At 66.6% G+C, this 15,157-nt stretch carries 12 protein-coding genes and 1 tRNA gene; 4 read left to right on the forward strand and 9 right to left on the reverse strand.

Going from position 1 to position 15,157, the window contains the following annotated elements:
* Positions 1-5: 5 nt before the first annotated feature.
* Positions 6-743, reverse strand: coding sequence for an SDR family oxidoreductase (locus ACWMMN_RS26745; RefSeq protein WP_256086575.1), 738 nt, complete (start codon positions 741-743; stop codon positions 6-8).
* 103 nt (positions 744-846) lie between these two features.
* Between ACWMMN_RS26745 and ACWMMN_RS26750 the strand changes: the two genes are divergently transcribed.
* The 3 genes from ACWMMN_RS26750 (at position 847) to ACWMMN_RS26760 (ending at position 3,943) form a co-directional block, all read left to right on the forward strand.
* Complete coding sequence (locus ACWMMN_RS26750) at positions 847-1,794, forward strand: LysR family transcriptional regulator (RefSeq protein ID WP_486423359.1); 948 nt, start codon at positions 847-849, stop codon at positions 1,792-1,794.
* 127 nt (positions 1,795-1,921) lie between these two features.
* Entirely contained in the window at positions 1,922-3,310 is a 1,389-nt protein-coding gene (locus tag ACWMMN_RS26755; protein ID WP_059237206.1) for a nucleobase:cation symporter-2 family protein, read from the forward strand.
* 207 nt (positions 3,311-3,517) lie between these two features.
* Positions 3,518-3,943, forward strand: coding sequence for an NUDIX hydrolase (locus tag ACWMMN_RS26760; protein WP_059237207.1), 426 nt, complete (start codon positions 3,518-3,520; stop codon positions 3,941-3,943).
* Between the two features lie 74 nt (positions 3,944-4,017).
* On the opposite strand, the gene ACWMMN_RS26765 is transcribed toward ACWMMN_RS26760, so the two are convergent.
* The 8 genes from ACWMMN_RS26765 to fdnG all read right to left on the reverse strand — a co-directional run bounded on the left by ACWMMN_RS26765 (position 4,018) and on the right by fdnG (position 13,662).
* Positions 4,018-4,230, reverse strand: coding sequence for a hypothetical protein (locus tag ACWMMN_RS26765; protein ID WP_059237208.1), 213 nt, complete (start codon positions 4,228-4,230; stop codon positions 4,018-4,020).
* Positions 4,231-4,433: 203 nt separating this feature from the next.
* Positions 4,434-4,529 (reverse strand) — tRNA-Sec (locus ACWMMN_RS26770).
* Positions 4,530-4,561: 32 nt separating this feature from the next.
* The gene (selB, locus tag ACWMMN_RS26775; RefSeq protein WP_486423360.1) at positions 4,562-6,487 is read right to left on the reverse strand and encodes a selenocysteine-specific translation elongation factor; all 1,926 of its coding nucleotides are present in this window, start codon (positions 6,485-6,487) and stop codon (positions 4,562-4,564) included.
* Positions 6,484-7,923: an L-seryl-tRNA(Sec) selenium transferase gene (selA, locus tag ACWMMN_RS26780; protein WP_059237210.1), complete on the reverse strand. Its 1,440-nt coding sequence runs from the start codon at positions 7,921-7,923 to the stop codon at positions 6,484-6,486. The genes selB and selA overlap by 4 nt, the downstream gene beginning before the upstream one ends.
* 75 nt (positions 7,924-7,998) lie before the next feature.
* The gene (fdhE, locus tag ACWMMN_RS26785) at positions 7,999-8,934 is read right to left on the reverse strand and encodes a formate dehydrogenase accessory protein FdhE (protein ID WP_174992716.1); all 936 of its coding nucleotides are present in this window, start codon (positions 8,932-8,934) and stop codon (positions 7,999-8,001) included.
* Between the two features lie 108 nt (positions 8,935-9,042).
* Complete coding sequence (locus ACWMMN_RS26790; protein WP_059237212.1) at positions 9,043-9,669, reverse strand: formate dehydrogenase subunit gamma; 627 nt, start codon at positions 9,667-9,669, stop codon at positions 9,043-9,045.
* A complete protein-coding gene (gene fdxH, locus ACWMMN_RS26795) occupies positions 9,666-10,580 on the reverse strand; it encodes a formate dehydrogenase subunit beta (protein ID WP_059237213.1) in 915 nt (304 codons plus the stop codon). The genes ACWMMN_RS26790 and fdxH overlap by 4 nt, the downstream gene beginning before the upstream one ends.
* Before the next feature lie 10 nt (positions 10,581-10,590).
* Positions 10,591-13,662, reverse strand: coding sequence for a formate dehydrogenase-N subunit alpha (fdnG, locus tag ACWMMN_RS26800; protein WP_486423361.1), 3,072 nt, complete (start codon positions 13,660-13,662; stop codon positions 10,591-10,593).
* Between the two features lie 142 nt (positions 13,663-13,804).
* Between fdnG and ACWMMN_RS26805 the strand changes: the two genes are divergently transcribed.
* Complete coding sequence (locus ACWMMN_RS26805) at positions 13,805-14,737, forward strand: YihY/virulence factor BrkB family protein (protein ID WP_256086580.1); 933 nt, start codon at positions 13,805-13,807, stop codon at positions 14,735-14,737.
* Positions 14,738-15,157: the final 420 nt, after the last annotated feature.

A 15,157-nucleotide genomic window follows, 5' to 3' on the forward strand; every position in this document is an offset into this window, starting at 1 on the left:
GCGGCTCAGACCAGCCGGCCGCCGCCGTCGATGTGCAGGATTTCGCCGTTCATGAAGCCGTTGCCCAGCAGGAACGCGATCGCCTCCCCGACTTCGTCCGCCCGTCCGACACGACCGCCGGGCAACGCCGCTGCAGCGCCCGTGAGAATCGCGTCACGCGCTTCCGGGCCGAACGCATCGTAAAGCGGCGTTTCGACGAAGCCCGGCGCGACGACATTGACGCGAATCGGTTTCAGCTCCAGTGCGAGCGACTGCGCCAGCGCCTCGACGCCGCGTACGGCGGCGGCAATGACGGACGTGCCGTGCGCGGCCGGCCGATCCGACAATTGCCCGCCGGTCAGCACGATCGAGCCGGTCGCGGGCATCAGCGGCAACGCGGCCCGGATCGCATACACCGGCCCGGCGATGCGCTCGTGCAGCGCGGTGAGCAATTGGTCGGGATCGGTCTCGGTCAGCTTCCCGGCAATGAATTGACCGGCCGTGACGACCAGGTGATCGACGCGCGTCAACGTGTCGAATACGGCCCGCACGGCGTGCCGGTCCGCGATATCGGCGACCGCGATGCCCGCGCCGCCGATTGCCAGCGCGGCAGACTCGAGCTTCGCGCGGGTCCGGCCGACCAGCGTGACGCTGGCGCCCTTGGCCTTCGCGACGGCAGCGGCAGCGAGTCCGATTCCCGAACTCGCCCCGAAAACCACGACGTGCGCGCCCGCCAGCGCAGAACATTGCGTTACCTCGTTCATGTCGACTCCTCGTCAGGGGGTGAAGGTCCACGAACGTTAGGTCATTCTCCATTTCGCCGGAACATGGGAGACTTGCATAGGGCTCATGCCATAAGGGAATAAGATGGATTCGCTGCGTGCCATGCGCGTGTTCGTCCGCGCGATCGAGCTGGGCAATTTCTCGGCGGTCGCGCGCGAGGAAGACACCGGCCAGCCGACGATCAGCAAGATCGTCGCCGGATTCGAACGGGAACTGGGCGTGCGCCTGCTCGAACGTTCGACGACGAGCCTCGCGCCGACCGACGAGGGCAGGCGGTTCTACGACCGCTGCAAGCGCGTACTCGACGAATACGAAAGCGCGGTGGCCGACGTGCGCGGACAAACGCTGCGCCCGGTCGGCAAGCTGGTGGTCAACGCGCCGCTCGGGCTGGGCGAGCTGAGGCTGAATGCGCTCGTGCTCGAATTCCTCGCCGCGTGGCCGGAGATCGATGTCGAACTGCACCTGACCGATCGCGTGATCGATCTGGTCGAGGAAGGCGTCGACGTCGCGATTCGCCTCGGCCAGGTGCTGCCGCCGGATGCCGTCGCGCGCCACATCGCTTCGTCGCCGCGCCTGCTGGTGGCCACGCCCGCATACGTGGCGCGGACGCCGACGATCCGCCGCCCGGAAGATCTGACGAAGCACGCGTATGTCGGCTACGCCCGCGCGGACATCATCGGCAGCGAACTGACATTTGCACGGGGCGACGAGACAGTCGCCGTTCCGGTACGCGGCCGGTATCGCGTGAACAGCTCGATCGCGCTGCGGGAATGCTTCCTGGCCGGGCACGCGCTCGGCAGCGCGCCGGCGTGGCTCGTCCAGGACCTGATCGACGCCGGACAGCTCGTCAGGCTGCTACCGAAGTGGGACATGGTGCCAGCGCACGCGCTGCATCTCGTTTACGCGTCGCGCCGGCATCTGCCGCTCCGGACCCGCACCTTCCTGCAGTTCATGGAACAGCGGATTCCGGAACTGCCCGGTTTCAGCGCGACCGCCACGGCGGCTACGGTCGCGACGCGGCAAACCCGCTGATCGCCCGGCACCGATCCGCCCCCTTTCCCCGATCCAACGAATCCCCACTATTGCGGCGCGCGCCGGCGGCGCCGGCGGGCCCTTCGGCTAAAATGCCGCACTTTCCACCTTGTCCGGCCCGCTCGCCATGCAACCCGCCTCCTCCGCCCAACCTGCCTCCCACGGCGCCGACGCCGCAGCATCGGCCCGCGACCTCGTCTACGGCCCGAACGACCGGCCGGCGCCGATGGTTGCCTTCGTCGCCGCGCTGCAGCACCTGCTGGCGATCATCGTGCCGATCGTCACGCCCGGCCTGCTGATCTGCCAGGCGCTCGGCGTGTCCAGCCGCGATACGACCCTGATCGTGTCGATGTCGCTGGTGATTTCCGGCATCGCCACCTTCGTCCAGTGCAAGCGCTTCGGCCCGCTGGGCGCCGGCCTGCTGATCGTCCAGGGCACCAGCTTCAACTTCGTCGGCCCGCTGATCGCCGGCGGCAGCCTGATGGTCAAGCAAGGCACGCCGGTCGAGACCGTGATGGCCGCGATCTTCGGCGTCGTGATCGCCGGGTCGTTCGTCGAGATGGGCGTGTCGCGCATCCTGCCGTTCGTGAAGCGCCTGATCACGCCGCTCGTGACCGGCATCGTCGTGCTGCTGATCGGCCTCACGCTGATCAAGGTCGGCCTCATCAGCATGGGCGGCGGCTATGGCGCGATGGCCAAGGGCACGTTCGCGAGCGCGGAAAACCTGACGCTGTCGGGGCTCGTGCTCGGCACGATCATCCTGCTGAACCGCGTACCGATCGTCTGGGTGCGCAGCACCGCGCTCGTCATCGCACTCGTGATCGGCTATCTCGCGGCCGCCTTCCTCGGCCGCCTCGACTTCACCGGCATGCACCAGGCCGCGCTGTTCCAGGTGCCGACGCCGCTGCACTTCGGCATCGGCTTCTCGTGGTCGCTGTTCGTGCCGATGCTGATCATCTACCTCGTCACGTCGCTCGAGGCGATCGGCGACGTCACGGCCACCAGCAAGATCTCGAACGAGCCGGTCGAAGGCCCGGTGTGGATGCAACGCATCAAGGGCGGCGTGCTCGTCAACGGCGCGAACTCGCTGCTGGCCGGCGTGTTCAACACGTTCCCGAGCTCGGTGTTTGCGCAGAACAACGGCGTGATCCAGATCACCGGTGTCGCAAGCCGCTACGTCGGCATCTGGATCGCGGGGATGCTGGTGGTGCTCGGCCTGTTCCCGGTCGTCGCCGGCGTGCTGCAGGCCGTGCCGGAACCCGTGCTCGGCGGTGCGGCGATGGTGATGTTCGGCGCGGTAGCCGCATCGGGTATCAACATCCTCGCGGGCGTCCAGCTCGACCGACGCGCGTTGCTGATCATCGCGGTGTCGCTGGCGCTCGGCCTCGGCGTGTCGCAGGTGCCGGACATTCTGAACAGCCTGCCGCACGCGCTCAAGAACGTGCTGGAATCGGGTGTGGCGACGGGCGGCATCTGCGCGCTCGTGATGAACTGGTTCCTGCCGGAAAAGAAGTAACCGGACGAACCGCACGACGCGCGTGCGCCTGTCAGGCCCATCGCGCGTCGTGCCGAACGACATCGGGGCGCCGTGCAGGCAACGCGATCTGCACCCCGTCTCACGCGTTCGGCATGCGCCGTGGTCGACTGCGCATCCGAGGCGATCAATCGTCAAACCCGGTCAGGCCACCTTGGCCGATCGATTTGTGCTGGTTAGAATCACTGCATGCCCCAAGCCCCCGCACCCAACACCGCTCCCGAAGCGAGCGTCGTCCCGGTCAAGGAACGCGCGACCGTCGTCTGCTATCGCGACGCGCAGGTGTTGCTCGTCGCGCGTGCGGCGTCGCGCTGGGCGCTGCCCGGCGGCACGATCAAGCGCGGGGAAACGCCGCTCGAAGCCGCACATCGCGAGTTGTGCGAAGAAACCGGGATGACCGGCCAGGATCTGACGTACTCGATGCAATTCACCGGGCTCGCGAAAGTCCATCACGTGTTCTTCGCGGAAGTCGGCCCGGACCAGACGCCGCAAGCGAACAACGAGATCGAGAAATGCAAGTGGTTTCCGATCGACAGCGTCGACGGATTGCGCGCGAGTATTCCGACGAAGCGAATCGTCGAACTCGTCTACAACCACGAAATCCGCAAGGCGTAGCGCGCCGACGGCGAGCGCACGCGTGAGCCGTCGGCCGGCTCAAGTCGACTGTCGCGGAACGGCGGCGCGAACGCTCAGTGCATGCGCTTTCGGCGCAATTCGTGCATGGAATAGACGACGAGGAAGATGCCCAGCATCGCCACGCCGGACGCCATGAAGTCGTTTGCGCTTCCCGAGCTGTGCAGGGACTTCGGGAAAATGCCGAGACTCAATCCTGCGACAGCGAGAAGCAATCCTGCTGCCACGCCCCAGATCGGTCCGGCGGTCTTTTCGATTTTATTTTTCATACAGCACCCGTCTACAGTCATTACCTGAACGGTATCGGCAAAGGCGCCGCGTCTACCTTCAGTGATTCCACTATAGCCGGGAAATAATTCGCAGACTTTTAGTGCTTTTCCGGATCAAGTTTGCCGGGTCGTGACCGTCGCACGACGTCGCTCCGTGACGCAGGCGCGCCATCTGAAGCAGGTCGAATCGCGAGAAAACGGGATGGCGGAAGGCAGCCAGAGTCGAACTGACCCGGGAGTGTCTGACACCCCCAACCGGGTTTGAAGCCCGGCCGTACCACCGGATACGAATGCCTTCCGTGGGGAAAAGAACCAAAAGAACAACGAGCGCCTACGCCTGAATACCCACCCAACCGCTGTCAGGCCGCAGGTAGTGAAGATCGCGGTGGAAGCGAGTATACCCAACCCGATCGAAGAACTCGAGAATCTGGATCGCGCGCTTGCGGCCAAGCCCCGTCGCGTCGCGGAACGCCGCGGCATCGAGCCCGCCGCCGCGCGACGGCGCGAGATGCGCGACCAGCGCCGCCAGCTCGCGCGCAACATCCGCGTGATAGAACAGGTCGCGCACGACCTGGTGCACATCGCCGCGCCGCGCCAGCTTGCGCAGCAGCGTACGCACCGCGTCCTCGGCGGCGCCCGTGTCGCGGGCCAGGTCGCGCACCCACGGCGGATCGAAGCGCCCCGCATGAATCAGCGGCAGCAGTTGCTGCGCCAGCGCTTCCTCGCGTGGCTCGAGGCTCACCGAATGCGTCGGCAGATGCAGCCACGGCCCGCTGCGCGCAACTTCGCCGCCGGCCACCAGCGCCTCGACCAGCGCACGCCACAGCGCGTCGCCGACGAGCGGCGCAGCCATCCGCCGCAGGCGTGCGGCGTCGAGCCCCTGCTCGTCGGGCATGCGCTCGTGATACGTGCGCAGCGTATCGATCGCCCGCGTCTGCAGCGCGCGCCAGTGTGCATGCGAAATTACCGCGCCGTCGTTCGACGCGGTGTCGCGTTGCCCGATCGCCAGCGCGTCGTCCGGCAATGCCAGCGCATTCGGCGCGAAACCCGTCAGATGCGTGAGCGTCGCGCGCGGAAGGCCGAGCGGCGCCTGCGCGAGCAACGCATCGAGTCGCCCTTCGTCGAGCCATGCCGCCAGCGCATCGAGCCATGCCCGGCGCGCGGGCGTGCGGCGCTTGCGTGCCGGCCCGAACGGATCGAGCACTCGACCGCCGCCGACGGTGCGCGTCGCCTGCGGGTTGCGGACGATGAACCGGTCGCCCGGCAGCGCGAACACCGGCTCGTCGAACACCAGTTGCACACGCATCCGTTGGCCGGCCGCGAGCGTGTCGCCGTCGAGCAGCGCCACGTGTGCGACGCGATGCAGCGTGCCGAGATGCACATGCAGCGGCGCCCAGTGCATCAGCGTCAGACCGGCGTCCGCGAGCAGCGTCAGCTCGACGTCCAGGCGCGGCGACGTCGCGACGAGCCGCGCATCGGCGACGGTATCGCCGCGCTCGACGTCAGTCTTGTCGACGCCGGCCAGGTTCAGCGCGCAACGCTCGCCTGCGCGGCCGGCCTCGACCGGCCGGTTCTGCGCATGGATGCTGCGCACTCGCGCCGCGCCGCCCGTGCGCACGATCGCGAGCGTATCGCCCGTCGCGACGCGCCCCGCGAATGCAGTGCCCGTCACGACCGTACCCTGCCCCGCGAGCGTGAACACGCGATCGACCGCGAGCCGGAACAGCCCGTCGTCGCGGCGCGCACGCCACGCGATCGCCGCATCGGCCAGGTGACGCTTCAACGCTGCGACACCCTGATCGTCCGCGACCGTCGCCCGCGTTTCGAAAATCGGCACGCCGGCCAGCGTCGAATCGTGCAGCCATGCGGCGATCTCGTCGCGCACCTCGGCGGCCCGCGCGGCGTCGACACGATCGCATTTCGTCAGCGCGACGGCGCCATGCGTGACGCCGAGCAGTTGCAGGATCGCGAGATGCTCGCGCGTTTGCGGCATCACGCCGTCGTCGGCGGCAATCACGAGCAGCGCGAAGTCGATCCCGCACGCGCCTGCCGCCATCGTATGAATCAGCTTCTCGTGGCCCGGCACGTCGATCAGGCCGAGCACGTCGCCGTTGTCGAGCGGCGTATACGCATAGCCGAGTTCGATCGAGATGCCGCGCGCCTTCTCTTCCTTCAGGCGGTCGGTATCGACGCCCGTCAGCGCGCGCACCAGCGTCGTCTTGCCGTGGTCGATGTGTCCCGCGGTCCCGACGATCATGCGGCGGGCCCCGCGAGCGGCACGCATTGTGCGGCGAACGCCGCTTCGTCAGCGGCTTCGAGACAGCGCAGGTCGAGCCGCAGCGCATTGTCGGCGATCCGGCCGATCACCGGGCGCGGCCATTCGCGCAGCCGCTTCTCGAGTTGCACGAGCGCGCGGCCGCCGCGTTTGCCGTCCGCCGGGCGCACGACGAGCCCGGCGCTCGGCAGTTGATCGACCGGCAGCGCGCCGCTGCCGATCTGGCTGAACATCGGCTCGACCGTCACGTCGAAACCGCCGCCGAGCGCGGCCTGCAGCATCGGGCGCACGCGTTCGGCCGCTTCGGCGATCTCGCGCTGCGGGCGCGTCAGCAGGCGCAGCGTCGTGAGCCGGTCGCGCAGGAATTCCGGCGACTGGTACAGACGCAGCACGGGCTCGAGCGCCGCGAGCGTCAGCTTGCCGACGCGCAGCGCACGCTTGAGCGGGTGTTTCTTGATCTTCGCGATCAGCGCGCGATCGCCGACGATCAGGCCGGCCTGCGGCCCGCCGAGCAGCTTGTCGCCGCTGAACGTGACAACGTTTGCGCCGGCAGCAACGGTTTCCTGCACGGTCGTCTCGTGCGGCAGGCCCCATTGCGACAGGTCGGCGAGCGTGCCGCTGCCGAGATCGACGGCGACCGGCACGCCGTGCTCGCGCGCGAGCGGCGCGAGTTCGGCAAGCGTCGCCTCCTTCGTGAAGCCGCTGATCGCGTAGTTGCTGCAGTGCACCTTCATCAGCAGCGCCGTGCGCGGGCCGATTGCGTCCGCGTAGTCGCGCAGATGGGTGCGGTTGGTCGTGCCGACCTCGCGCAGCTTCGCGCCGGCGCGGCTCATGATGTCGGGAATGCGGAACGCGCCGCCGATCTCGACCAGCTCGCCGCGCGACACGACCACTTCCCGTTTCGTCGCGAGCGCCGACAGCGTCAGCAGCACGGCCGCAGCGTTGTTGTTGACGACGGTCGCGGCTTCCGCGCCCGTCAGTTCGCACAGCAGATCGTCGATCAGGTCGTCGCGATCGCCGCGGCGGCCCGTGGCGAGATCGAATTCGAGGTTGACCGGCCGCGTGAGCGCGTCGACCACCGCGCGCACCGCGTCGTCGGGCAACAGCGCACGCCCGAGGTTCGTGTGCAGCACGGTGCCGGTCAGGTTGAACACGGCGCGCACGGCGCCCGTGCTCCGTGCGGCCAGCGTGCGCGCGAGGGTGGCGGCGATGCGCGGCTCGTCGAGCGGCTCGGCCGCTGCCGGATCGCGCTGCGCGGCGGTACGCCAGCGTTCCAGCTCCGCGCGCAGGGCGTTCAGCACGCGCGTGCGGCCATAGTCCGCGATCAGCGGTTGCAACGGTGCCGACGACAGCACGCGCTCGACGGAGGGCACGCGCGCCAGCACCGCATTCAATTCATTCACACCCGGTTCGGTCACGTAGTGGTGGCTCCAGTCTCATGCTTCGCAGTCGGCCGGCGCCGGCGCTCGCGCACCGCCCCCGGCCTCGTGCCGTCAGTCCGCTTCCCGCGCGACGTCCGGCCACAGCAGCGGGTTCGGCGAACTGCGCTGGTAGCCGGCCTCGTTCATCAGCAGGTCGAGCGTGAGGCTCGCGAGATCGTCCGCCAGCGGCTCGAACTCGTAGTCCTTGTCCTGATAGCCGATCTTGCGATAGGTCTTGCACTCGTCGCACGATTCGGCCTTAACGGCTTCGCTGCCGCCCTCGATCCCGTGATACGCGATGCCCTTCGTCGAATCGCAGTGCGAGCACTTCGTGCGCACCATGTGCCACTCGGTCGTGCACAGCCCGCATTGCAGGAAACGGTAGCCCTGGTACTGGCCGCCGACCCGCACGACGCTCGCGACCGGATGCGAGCCGCACACGGGGCACAGCCCCGGCTGGTCGAGATACGGAACATCGGCCGGTGTCACACGGCTCGCGAGGTCCGTCCAGACCACCTGCAGCGCGGCCATCAGGAACGGCGCGGTAGCCGGGTCGACCTCAGCGAAGCGCAGCGCGAGGATCGCGTCGGCCTGCGCGTCGAGTTCGGCCGGCGCCATCAGACGCAGCCGGTCGAGCAGTTTCGCGAGCTGCGGGTTGACGAGCCCGGCGCCTTCGACGCGGTCGAGCAGTTCGTACAGCACGGCGCGCCAGCGCGCGTCGCGCTCACCGTCGAGTGCCGGCACGAGCGGCATCGAATGCTGCTGCGCACACGCGATCGCTTCCTTCGACGGCAGCGGCAGGTCCAGCGTTTGCAGCGTCGCATGCTGCGCGTCGGCGACGGTGGCCATCAGCCGCAGGTAGCCGCTGATCGGGTTCAGGTCGGCAAGCTTGCGCATCCGCGCGGCGCGCGCCGCGAACGCGGTCGCGCGCTCCGGCAGGCGAAAGCGCGGAATGGCCGAATGATCGAGTGCCGAGATCTCGGTCGGTTCGAGAATACGTTGTGTCACAAATATGTCTTCCAAATAAACAAGCGCCGACAGGTCGGCGCTTTCAGGCGGTTCCGACGGTCGACGGGGCCGCCCGCCGCAATCGGCGAGCCGCCCCGCTCCGGTGCGTTATTTCACGCTTTCACGGAACCACTTCGGGTGATGCTTGCGAGCCCAGCCCAGCGTGACGGTGCCACGCACCATCGCGCCGATCGAGCCCTTCACCCACAACGCCGCGTAAATGTGCACGATGATGCTCGCGATCAGCACGAAGGCCGCCACGGCATGCACGACAGCGGCCGCGCGGATCACCCCGATCGGGAAGTAGAACGAGAAGTAGCGCCGCCAGATCACGACTCCCGACAGCAGGAGCAGCAGCAGGCACGCCACCAACGTAAAGAATAGCAGCTTCTGCCCGGCGTTATAGCGCCCGACAGGCGGCAGCTTGTCTTCCTGGTTGGTCAGCACGTCGCCGATCTGCTTCAGCCACTGGCGATCGTCCGCGTCGAGCGCGTTGTGGTGCCAGAAGCGCACGACGAGGATCGCGAACGACACGAACATCACGAGGCCGACGAACGGATGCAGGATCCGCGTCCACTGGCCGCCGCCGAACAGCGCGGTCAGCCAGAACATCGACGGATGGAACAGCGCGAGCCCGGACAGCGCGAGCAGCACGAACGTGATCGCGGTGATCCAGTGGTTCGTGCGCTCGTTCGCCGAGTAGCGGACGATCAGGTTGGGGTCGTCGTGGCTCATTTCGCGTCCTCCTTGATGCGTCGGGCCTCGTCGCGCGCGGCCGATTCCTCTGCGTCGCTCACCTCGTTCGGACCGACGCGGACGTAGTGGAAGAACCCGGCGAGCGCGGTCAGCGCGATGCCGGCGACCGCGAGCGGTTTCGCGATCCCCTTCCACAGCTTCACCATCGGGCTGATCGACGGGTTGTCGGGCAGCCCGTGATACAGCGACGGTTTGTCGGCGTGGTGCAGCACATACATCACGTGCGTGCCGCCGACGCCCTGCGGGTCGTACAGCCCCGCGTGCTCGAAGCCGCGTTCCTTCAGGTCCTCGATCCGCTCGGCCGCGTGCTGCTTCATGTCCTCCTTGGTGCCGAACACGATCGCGCCCGTCGGGCAGGTCTTCACGCAGGCCGGTTCCTGGCCGACCGCGACGCGGTCGGAACAGAGCGTGCACTTGTATGCGCGATGATCCTTCTTCGAGATCCGCGGAACGTTGAACGGGCAACCGGTCACGCAATAGCCGCAACCGATGCAGTTCTCCTCGTGGAAATCGACGATCCCGTTGTTGTACTGCACGATCGCGCCCGGCGACGGACATGCCTTCAGGCAGCCCGGATCCTCGCAGTGCATGCAGCCGTCCTTGCGGATCAGCCACTCGAGGTCGCCCGCCGGGTTCTCGTATTCGGAGAACCGCATGACCGTCCACGAATGCTCGGTCAGGTCGGCCGGGTTGTCGTACACGCCGACGTTGGTGCCGACCTCGTCACGCAGGTCGTTCCACTCCATGCATGCCGTCTGGCATGCCTTGCAGCCGATGCACTTCGATACGTCGATCAGCTTCGCGACGCTCCCGGTCACCGGTTCGCGCACCGTGGGCGGTGGCGTCGTGGTGGCCGAGACGCGCTTGATGTCCAGCGATTGCAATGCCATCTCTTTCCCCTTACGCCTTTTCGACCTTCACCAGGAACGACTTGAATTCCGGTGTGTACGAGTTGCCGTCACCCACGGACGGAGTCAGGGTATTGGCGAGATAGCCGGGCTTCGTCAGACCCTTGAAGCCCCAGTGCAACGGGACGCCGACCGTCTGGACCTTCTTGCCGTCGACCGTCAGCGGCTTGATCCGCTTCGTGACGAGGGCGACCGCGATGATGTAGCCGCGCTTGGACGACACCTTCACGTGCTCGCCATGCGCGACGCCGACTTCCTTCGCGAGGTCTTCGCCGATCTCGACGAATTGCTCGGGCTGGATGATCGAGTTCAGCCGCGCATGCTTGGTCCAGTAGTGGAAATGCTCGGTCAGCCGGTACGTCGTCGCCACGTGCGGGAACTCCGCCACCTTGCCGAACGACGCACGGTCGTCCGCGAACACGCGGGCAGCCGGGTTGTTCAGCGCCTGCGGGTTGTTCGGGTGCAGCGGGTTCGCGTCGAGCGGCGTCTCGAACGGCTCGTAGTGCTCGGGGAACGGACCTTCGTTCATCCCCGCGCGGGCGAAGAAGCGCGCAACGCCTTCCGGGTTCATGATGAACGGCCCCATCCCGTTTTCGGGCGATTCGTCCACCTTGAAGTCCGGCACGTCGGCGCCCTTCCACGCGCTGCCGTTCCAGCCGATCAGCTTGCGGGTCGGGTCGAACGGCTTGCCGGCGACGTCGCACGATGCGCGGTTGTACAGGATCCGCCGGTTCGCCGGCCACGCCCACGCCCAGTTCAGCGTCTGGCCGATGCCGGTCGGGTCGGAGTTGTCGCGCCGCCCCATCTGGTTGCCGGCCTGCGTCCACGCACCGCAGAAGATCCAGCAGCCGCTCGCGGTCGTGCCGTCGTCCTTCAGCTGCGCGAACGCGGCAAGCTGCTCGCCCTTCTTCACGAGCGTCTTGGCCGGATCCTTCGGGTCGGGCAGATCGGCGAGCGCCTTGCCGTTGAACTCCATTGCCAGCTCTTCGGGCGTCGGGCTTTCCGGGTTCGAGTACGGCCACGTCAGGTTCACGATCGGGTCCGGATACTTGCCGCCGTCCGTCTGGTACATCTTGCGCATGCGCAGGAACAGTCCCGACATGATCTCGAGATCGCTCTTCGCCGCGCCCGGCGGCTCCGCGCCCTTCCAGTGCCACTGCAGCACGCGGCTCGAACTCACGAGCGAGCCGTTTTCTTCCGCAAAGCACGTGGTCGGCAGGCGGAACACCTCGGTCTGGATTTTCGACGCATCGACGTCGTTGTAGTCGCCGTGATGCTTCCAGAACTCGGACGTCTCGGTCGCGAGCGGATCCATGATCACGAGCCACTTCAGCTTCGCGAGGCCTGCCGCCGTCTTCACCTTCGACGGCGCCGCCGCGAGCGGGTTGAAGCCCTGGCAGATGTAGCCGTTCATCTTGCCGGCATTCATCAGCTCGATCACCTGCAGCAGGTCGTACTGCTTGTCCAGCTTCGGCAGGTAGTCGTAGCCCCAGTTGTTCTCGGCGGTCGCGGCATCGCCCCACCACGACTTCATGAAGCTGACGTGGAACGCCTTGTAGTTCTTCCAGTAGCTCAACTGGTTCGGCCGCAACGGCAGCTGCACGCGCTTCTTGATGTAGCCGTCGAAATCCTGCTCGGACTGCATCGGCAGCGTCATGTAGCCCGGCAGCAGGTTCGACATCAGCCCGAGGTCGGTCAACCCCTGGATGTTCGAGTGCCCGCGCAGCGCGTTCATCCCGCCGCCGGCGATGCCGATGTTGCCGAGCAGCAACTGCACCATCGCGCCGGTGCGGATGATCTGCGCGCCGATCGAATGGTGGGTCCAGCCGAGCGCGTACAGCACCGTGCCGGCGCGGCCGGGAACGGCCGTGGTCGCGAGCATCTCGCACACCTTCAGGAATTTCTCCTTCGGCGTGCCGCAGACCTGCTGGACCATGTCCTGCGTATAGCGCGCGTAGTGCTGCTTCAGCAGGTTGTACACGCAACGCGGATGCTGCAGCGTCGGGTCGACCTTCACGAAGCCGTCGTCACCGCGCTCGTAGTCCCAGCTCGATTTGTCCGGGTACGCGTGCTTCTCCGCGTCATAGCCGGAATAGATGCCGTCGTTGAACGCGAAATCCTCGCGCACGATGAACGAGAAGTCCGTGTAGTTCTTCACGTACTCGTGCTGGATCTTGTCGTTCGTCAGCAGATAGTTGATGACGCCGCCCAGGAAGACGATGTCGGTGCCGGTGCGGATCGGCGCGTAGTAATCGGCCACCGAGGCCGTACGCGTGAAGCGCGGGTCGACGACGATCAGCCGCGCCTTGCGGTGCGCCTTCGCCTCCGTTACCCACTTGAAACCGCACGGATGGGCCTCGGCTGCATTGCCGCCCATCACGAGAATCACGTCCGCGTTCTTGATGTCGACCCAATGGTTCGTCATCGCTCCACGGCCAAACGTCGGGGCAAGACCTGCCACCGTCGGGCCATGTCAGACACGCGCCTGATTGTCGAATGCGAGCATGCCAAGACTGCGGACAGTCTTGTGCGTCAGGTACCCGACCTCGTTGCTGCCGGCCGACGCGGCCAGCATGCCGGTCGTGAGCCAGCGGTTGACCTTCGAGCCGTCTTCGGCCGTCTCGACGAAGTTCGCGTCGCGGTCGGCCTTCATCAGCTTCGCGATGCGGTCGAGCGCGTCATTCCACGAAATCGGTTCCCACTTGTCCGAGCCGGGCGCCCGATACTCGGGGTGCGTCAGGCGGTTCGGGCTGTGGATGAAGTCGATCAGGCTCGCGCCCTTCGGGCACAGCGTGCCGCGATTGACGGGATGGTCGGGATCGCCCTCGATGTGGATGATGCTCGGCTGCGCGTTCTTCGCGCCGTCTCCGAGGCTGTACATCAGGATGCCGCAACCCACTGAACAGTAAGGACAGGTGTTGCGCGTTTCGACTGTGCGCGCCAGCTTGTACTGTCGGACTTCGGCGAGCGCTTCGGACGGAGAGAAGCCCATCAGGGCTAGACTCGATCCGGCAAGCGACGTAGCCGTCACCTTCAGGAACTGGCGCCGGGACATTTGTAGCATGGCTGGTCTCGGCGTTATTGTGGGGGTGGGGAAACTGAAAGGAATTATAGACAGTTCGCGCAACTATGTTCGAATCCTCGGATCAATACTGAATTGTCTGATTACCAACGATGATCCGCGTTCCGCGCGCCACCGAACCGTCATGAAACGACAGATCACCTCCGAAGCCACCCGTCTCGCGCAACAACAGGCCAACTGGGCCCTCACCGCGTTCAGGCGCTTCTCGTCCGACCGCTGCTCCGCGATGGCCGCGGGCATCGCGTTTTTCTCCGCGTTCTCGCTCGCGCCGATGCTCGTGATGGTGATCGCGGTGGCCGGCTGGTTCTACGGCGACGACGCCGCGCGCGGCCAGGTGTTCGAGCAGGCGCACCAGCTGATCGGCGACGACGCGGCGGCCAGCATCCAGACGATCGTGCAGAACGCGCACCGCGCGGGCGAGCGCGGCGGGCTGGCCACGCTGATCTCGTTCGCGGCGCTCGCGATCGGCGCGTCGGCCACGTTCGCATCGCTCAGCGCCGCGCTCAGCGTGATCTGGCCCGCCACCGAAAACCGCTGGTCGAGCATGCTCGGGCTCGTGCGCGTGCGGCTGATCTCGTTCGGGCTCGTGCTCGGCGTCGCGTTCCTGCTGATCGTGTCGCTCGTGCTCGACACCGCGATCACGTTCGTCGGCACCTGGCTGCTGGGCAATTCGCCGTACGTGATCGTCACGAACCTCGTGCAGTTCTTCGTCGGCATCGCGGTGCTCGCGGCTGCGTTCGCGTCGCTGATGAAGTTCCTGCCCGATGCGCGCGTCGCGTGGCGCGACGCCGCGGTCGGCGGGGTCGTGTCCGCGATCCTGTTTTCCGGCGGCAAGAAGCTGTTCGCGCTGTACCTCGCGCATGCGGGTACGGCCAGCGCATTCGGCGCGGCCGGATCGTTCGCGGTCCTGTTGATGTGGCTGTACTTCTCCGCGATCGTGCTGCTGCTCGGCGCGGAATTCGCAGCCGCGCGCGGCAACGCGCACCGGCCGGCCGGCGCCGCACCGGCTGCATCCGTTCAACCCGGTCACGCCGACGACCTTACGCGCAACGACTGAACCGCGCGCCTTCCGCAAAACGGCTGCGCATCGCGCTTTCGCACACCCGGCACATCCGCCCGCCCCTTTGCAACCCCGCTGTCCGCCGCGCATTCGCGCGGCGTTGACGCGCTCTTTACACGCCGGCGCGCTCACACCCGCAACCGCAAACGTTTGCACACCTTCGTTTCCCTGCTCAAACCGGTCGAAACAGAAGGGTTGCCGCGCTGCGCACCAACTACCGAAACAATCGCACCGCAGCAATTGTCAACTGTTTCATAAATGGAAACAGACACTGATGTGCTTGATATATATGGACTTTTTCACGCTGTTACCTTTTCGAGACACTTTATTTTTTAAGCTTTCTTGCGTGTATGGCACTGAGCTATTCTCCAATCCGCAACAAATAACGATGAATCATTTGCGTGGAGAAACTCAACG

This window comes from Burkholderia cepacia complex sp. TUM26381, from assembly GCF_057439935.1.

Bases quoted from the DNA above. Each gene is read 5' to 3' on its own strand.
- ACWMMN_RS26745 (WP_256086575.1), bottom strand. From the start codon at position 743: ATGAACGAGGTAACGCAATGTTCTGCGCTGGCGGGCGCGCACGTCGTG.
- ACWMMN_RS26750 (WP_486423359.1), top strand. From the start codon at position 847: ATGGATTCGCTGCGTGCCATGCGCGTGTTCGTCCGCGCGATCGAGCTG.
- ACWMMN_RS26755 (WP_059237206.1), top strand. From the start codon at position 1,922: ATGCAACCCGCCTCCTCCGCCCAACCTGCCTCCCACGGCGCCGACGCC.
- ACWMMN_RS26760 (WP_059237207.1), top strand. From the start codon at position 3,518: ATGCCCCAAGCCCCCGCACCCAACACCGCTCCCGAAGCGAGCGTCGTC.
- ACWMMN_RS26765 (WP_059237208.1), bottom strand. From the start codon at position 4,230: ATGAAAAATAAAATCGAAAAGACCGCCGGACCGATCTGGGGCGTGGCA.
- selB (WP_486423360.1), bottom strand. From the start codon at position 6,487: ATGATCGTCGGGACCGCGGGACACATCGACCACGGCAAGACGACGCTG.
- ACWMMN_RS26790 (WP_059237212.1), bottom strand. From the start codon at position 9,669: ATGAGCCACGACGACCCCAACCTGATCGTCCGCTACTCGGCGAACGAG.
- fdxH (WP_059237213.1), bottom strand. From the start codon at position 10,580: ATGGCATTGCAATCGCTGGACATCAAGCGCGTCTCGGCCACCACGACG.
- ACWMMN_RS26805 (WP_256086580.1), top strand. From the start codon at position 13,805: ATGAAACGACAGATCACCTCCGAAGCCACCCGTCTCGCGCAACAACAG.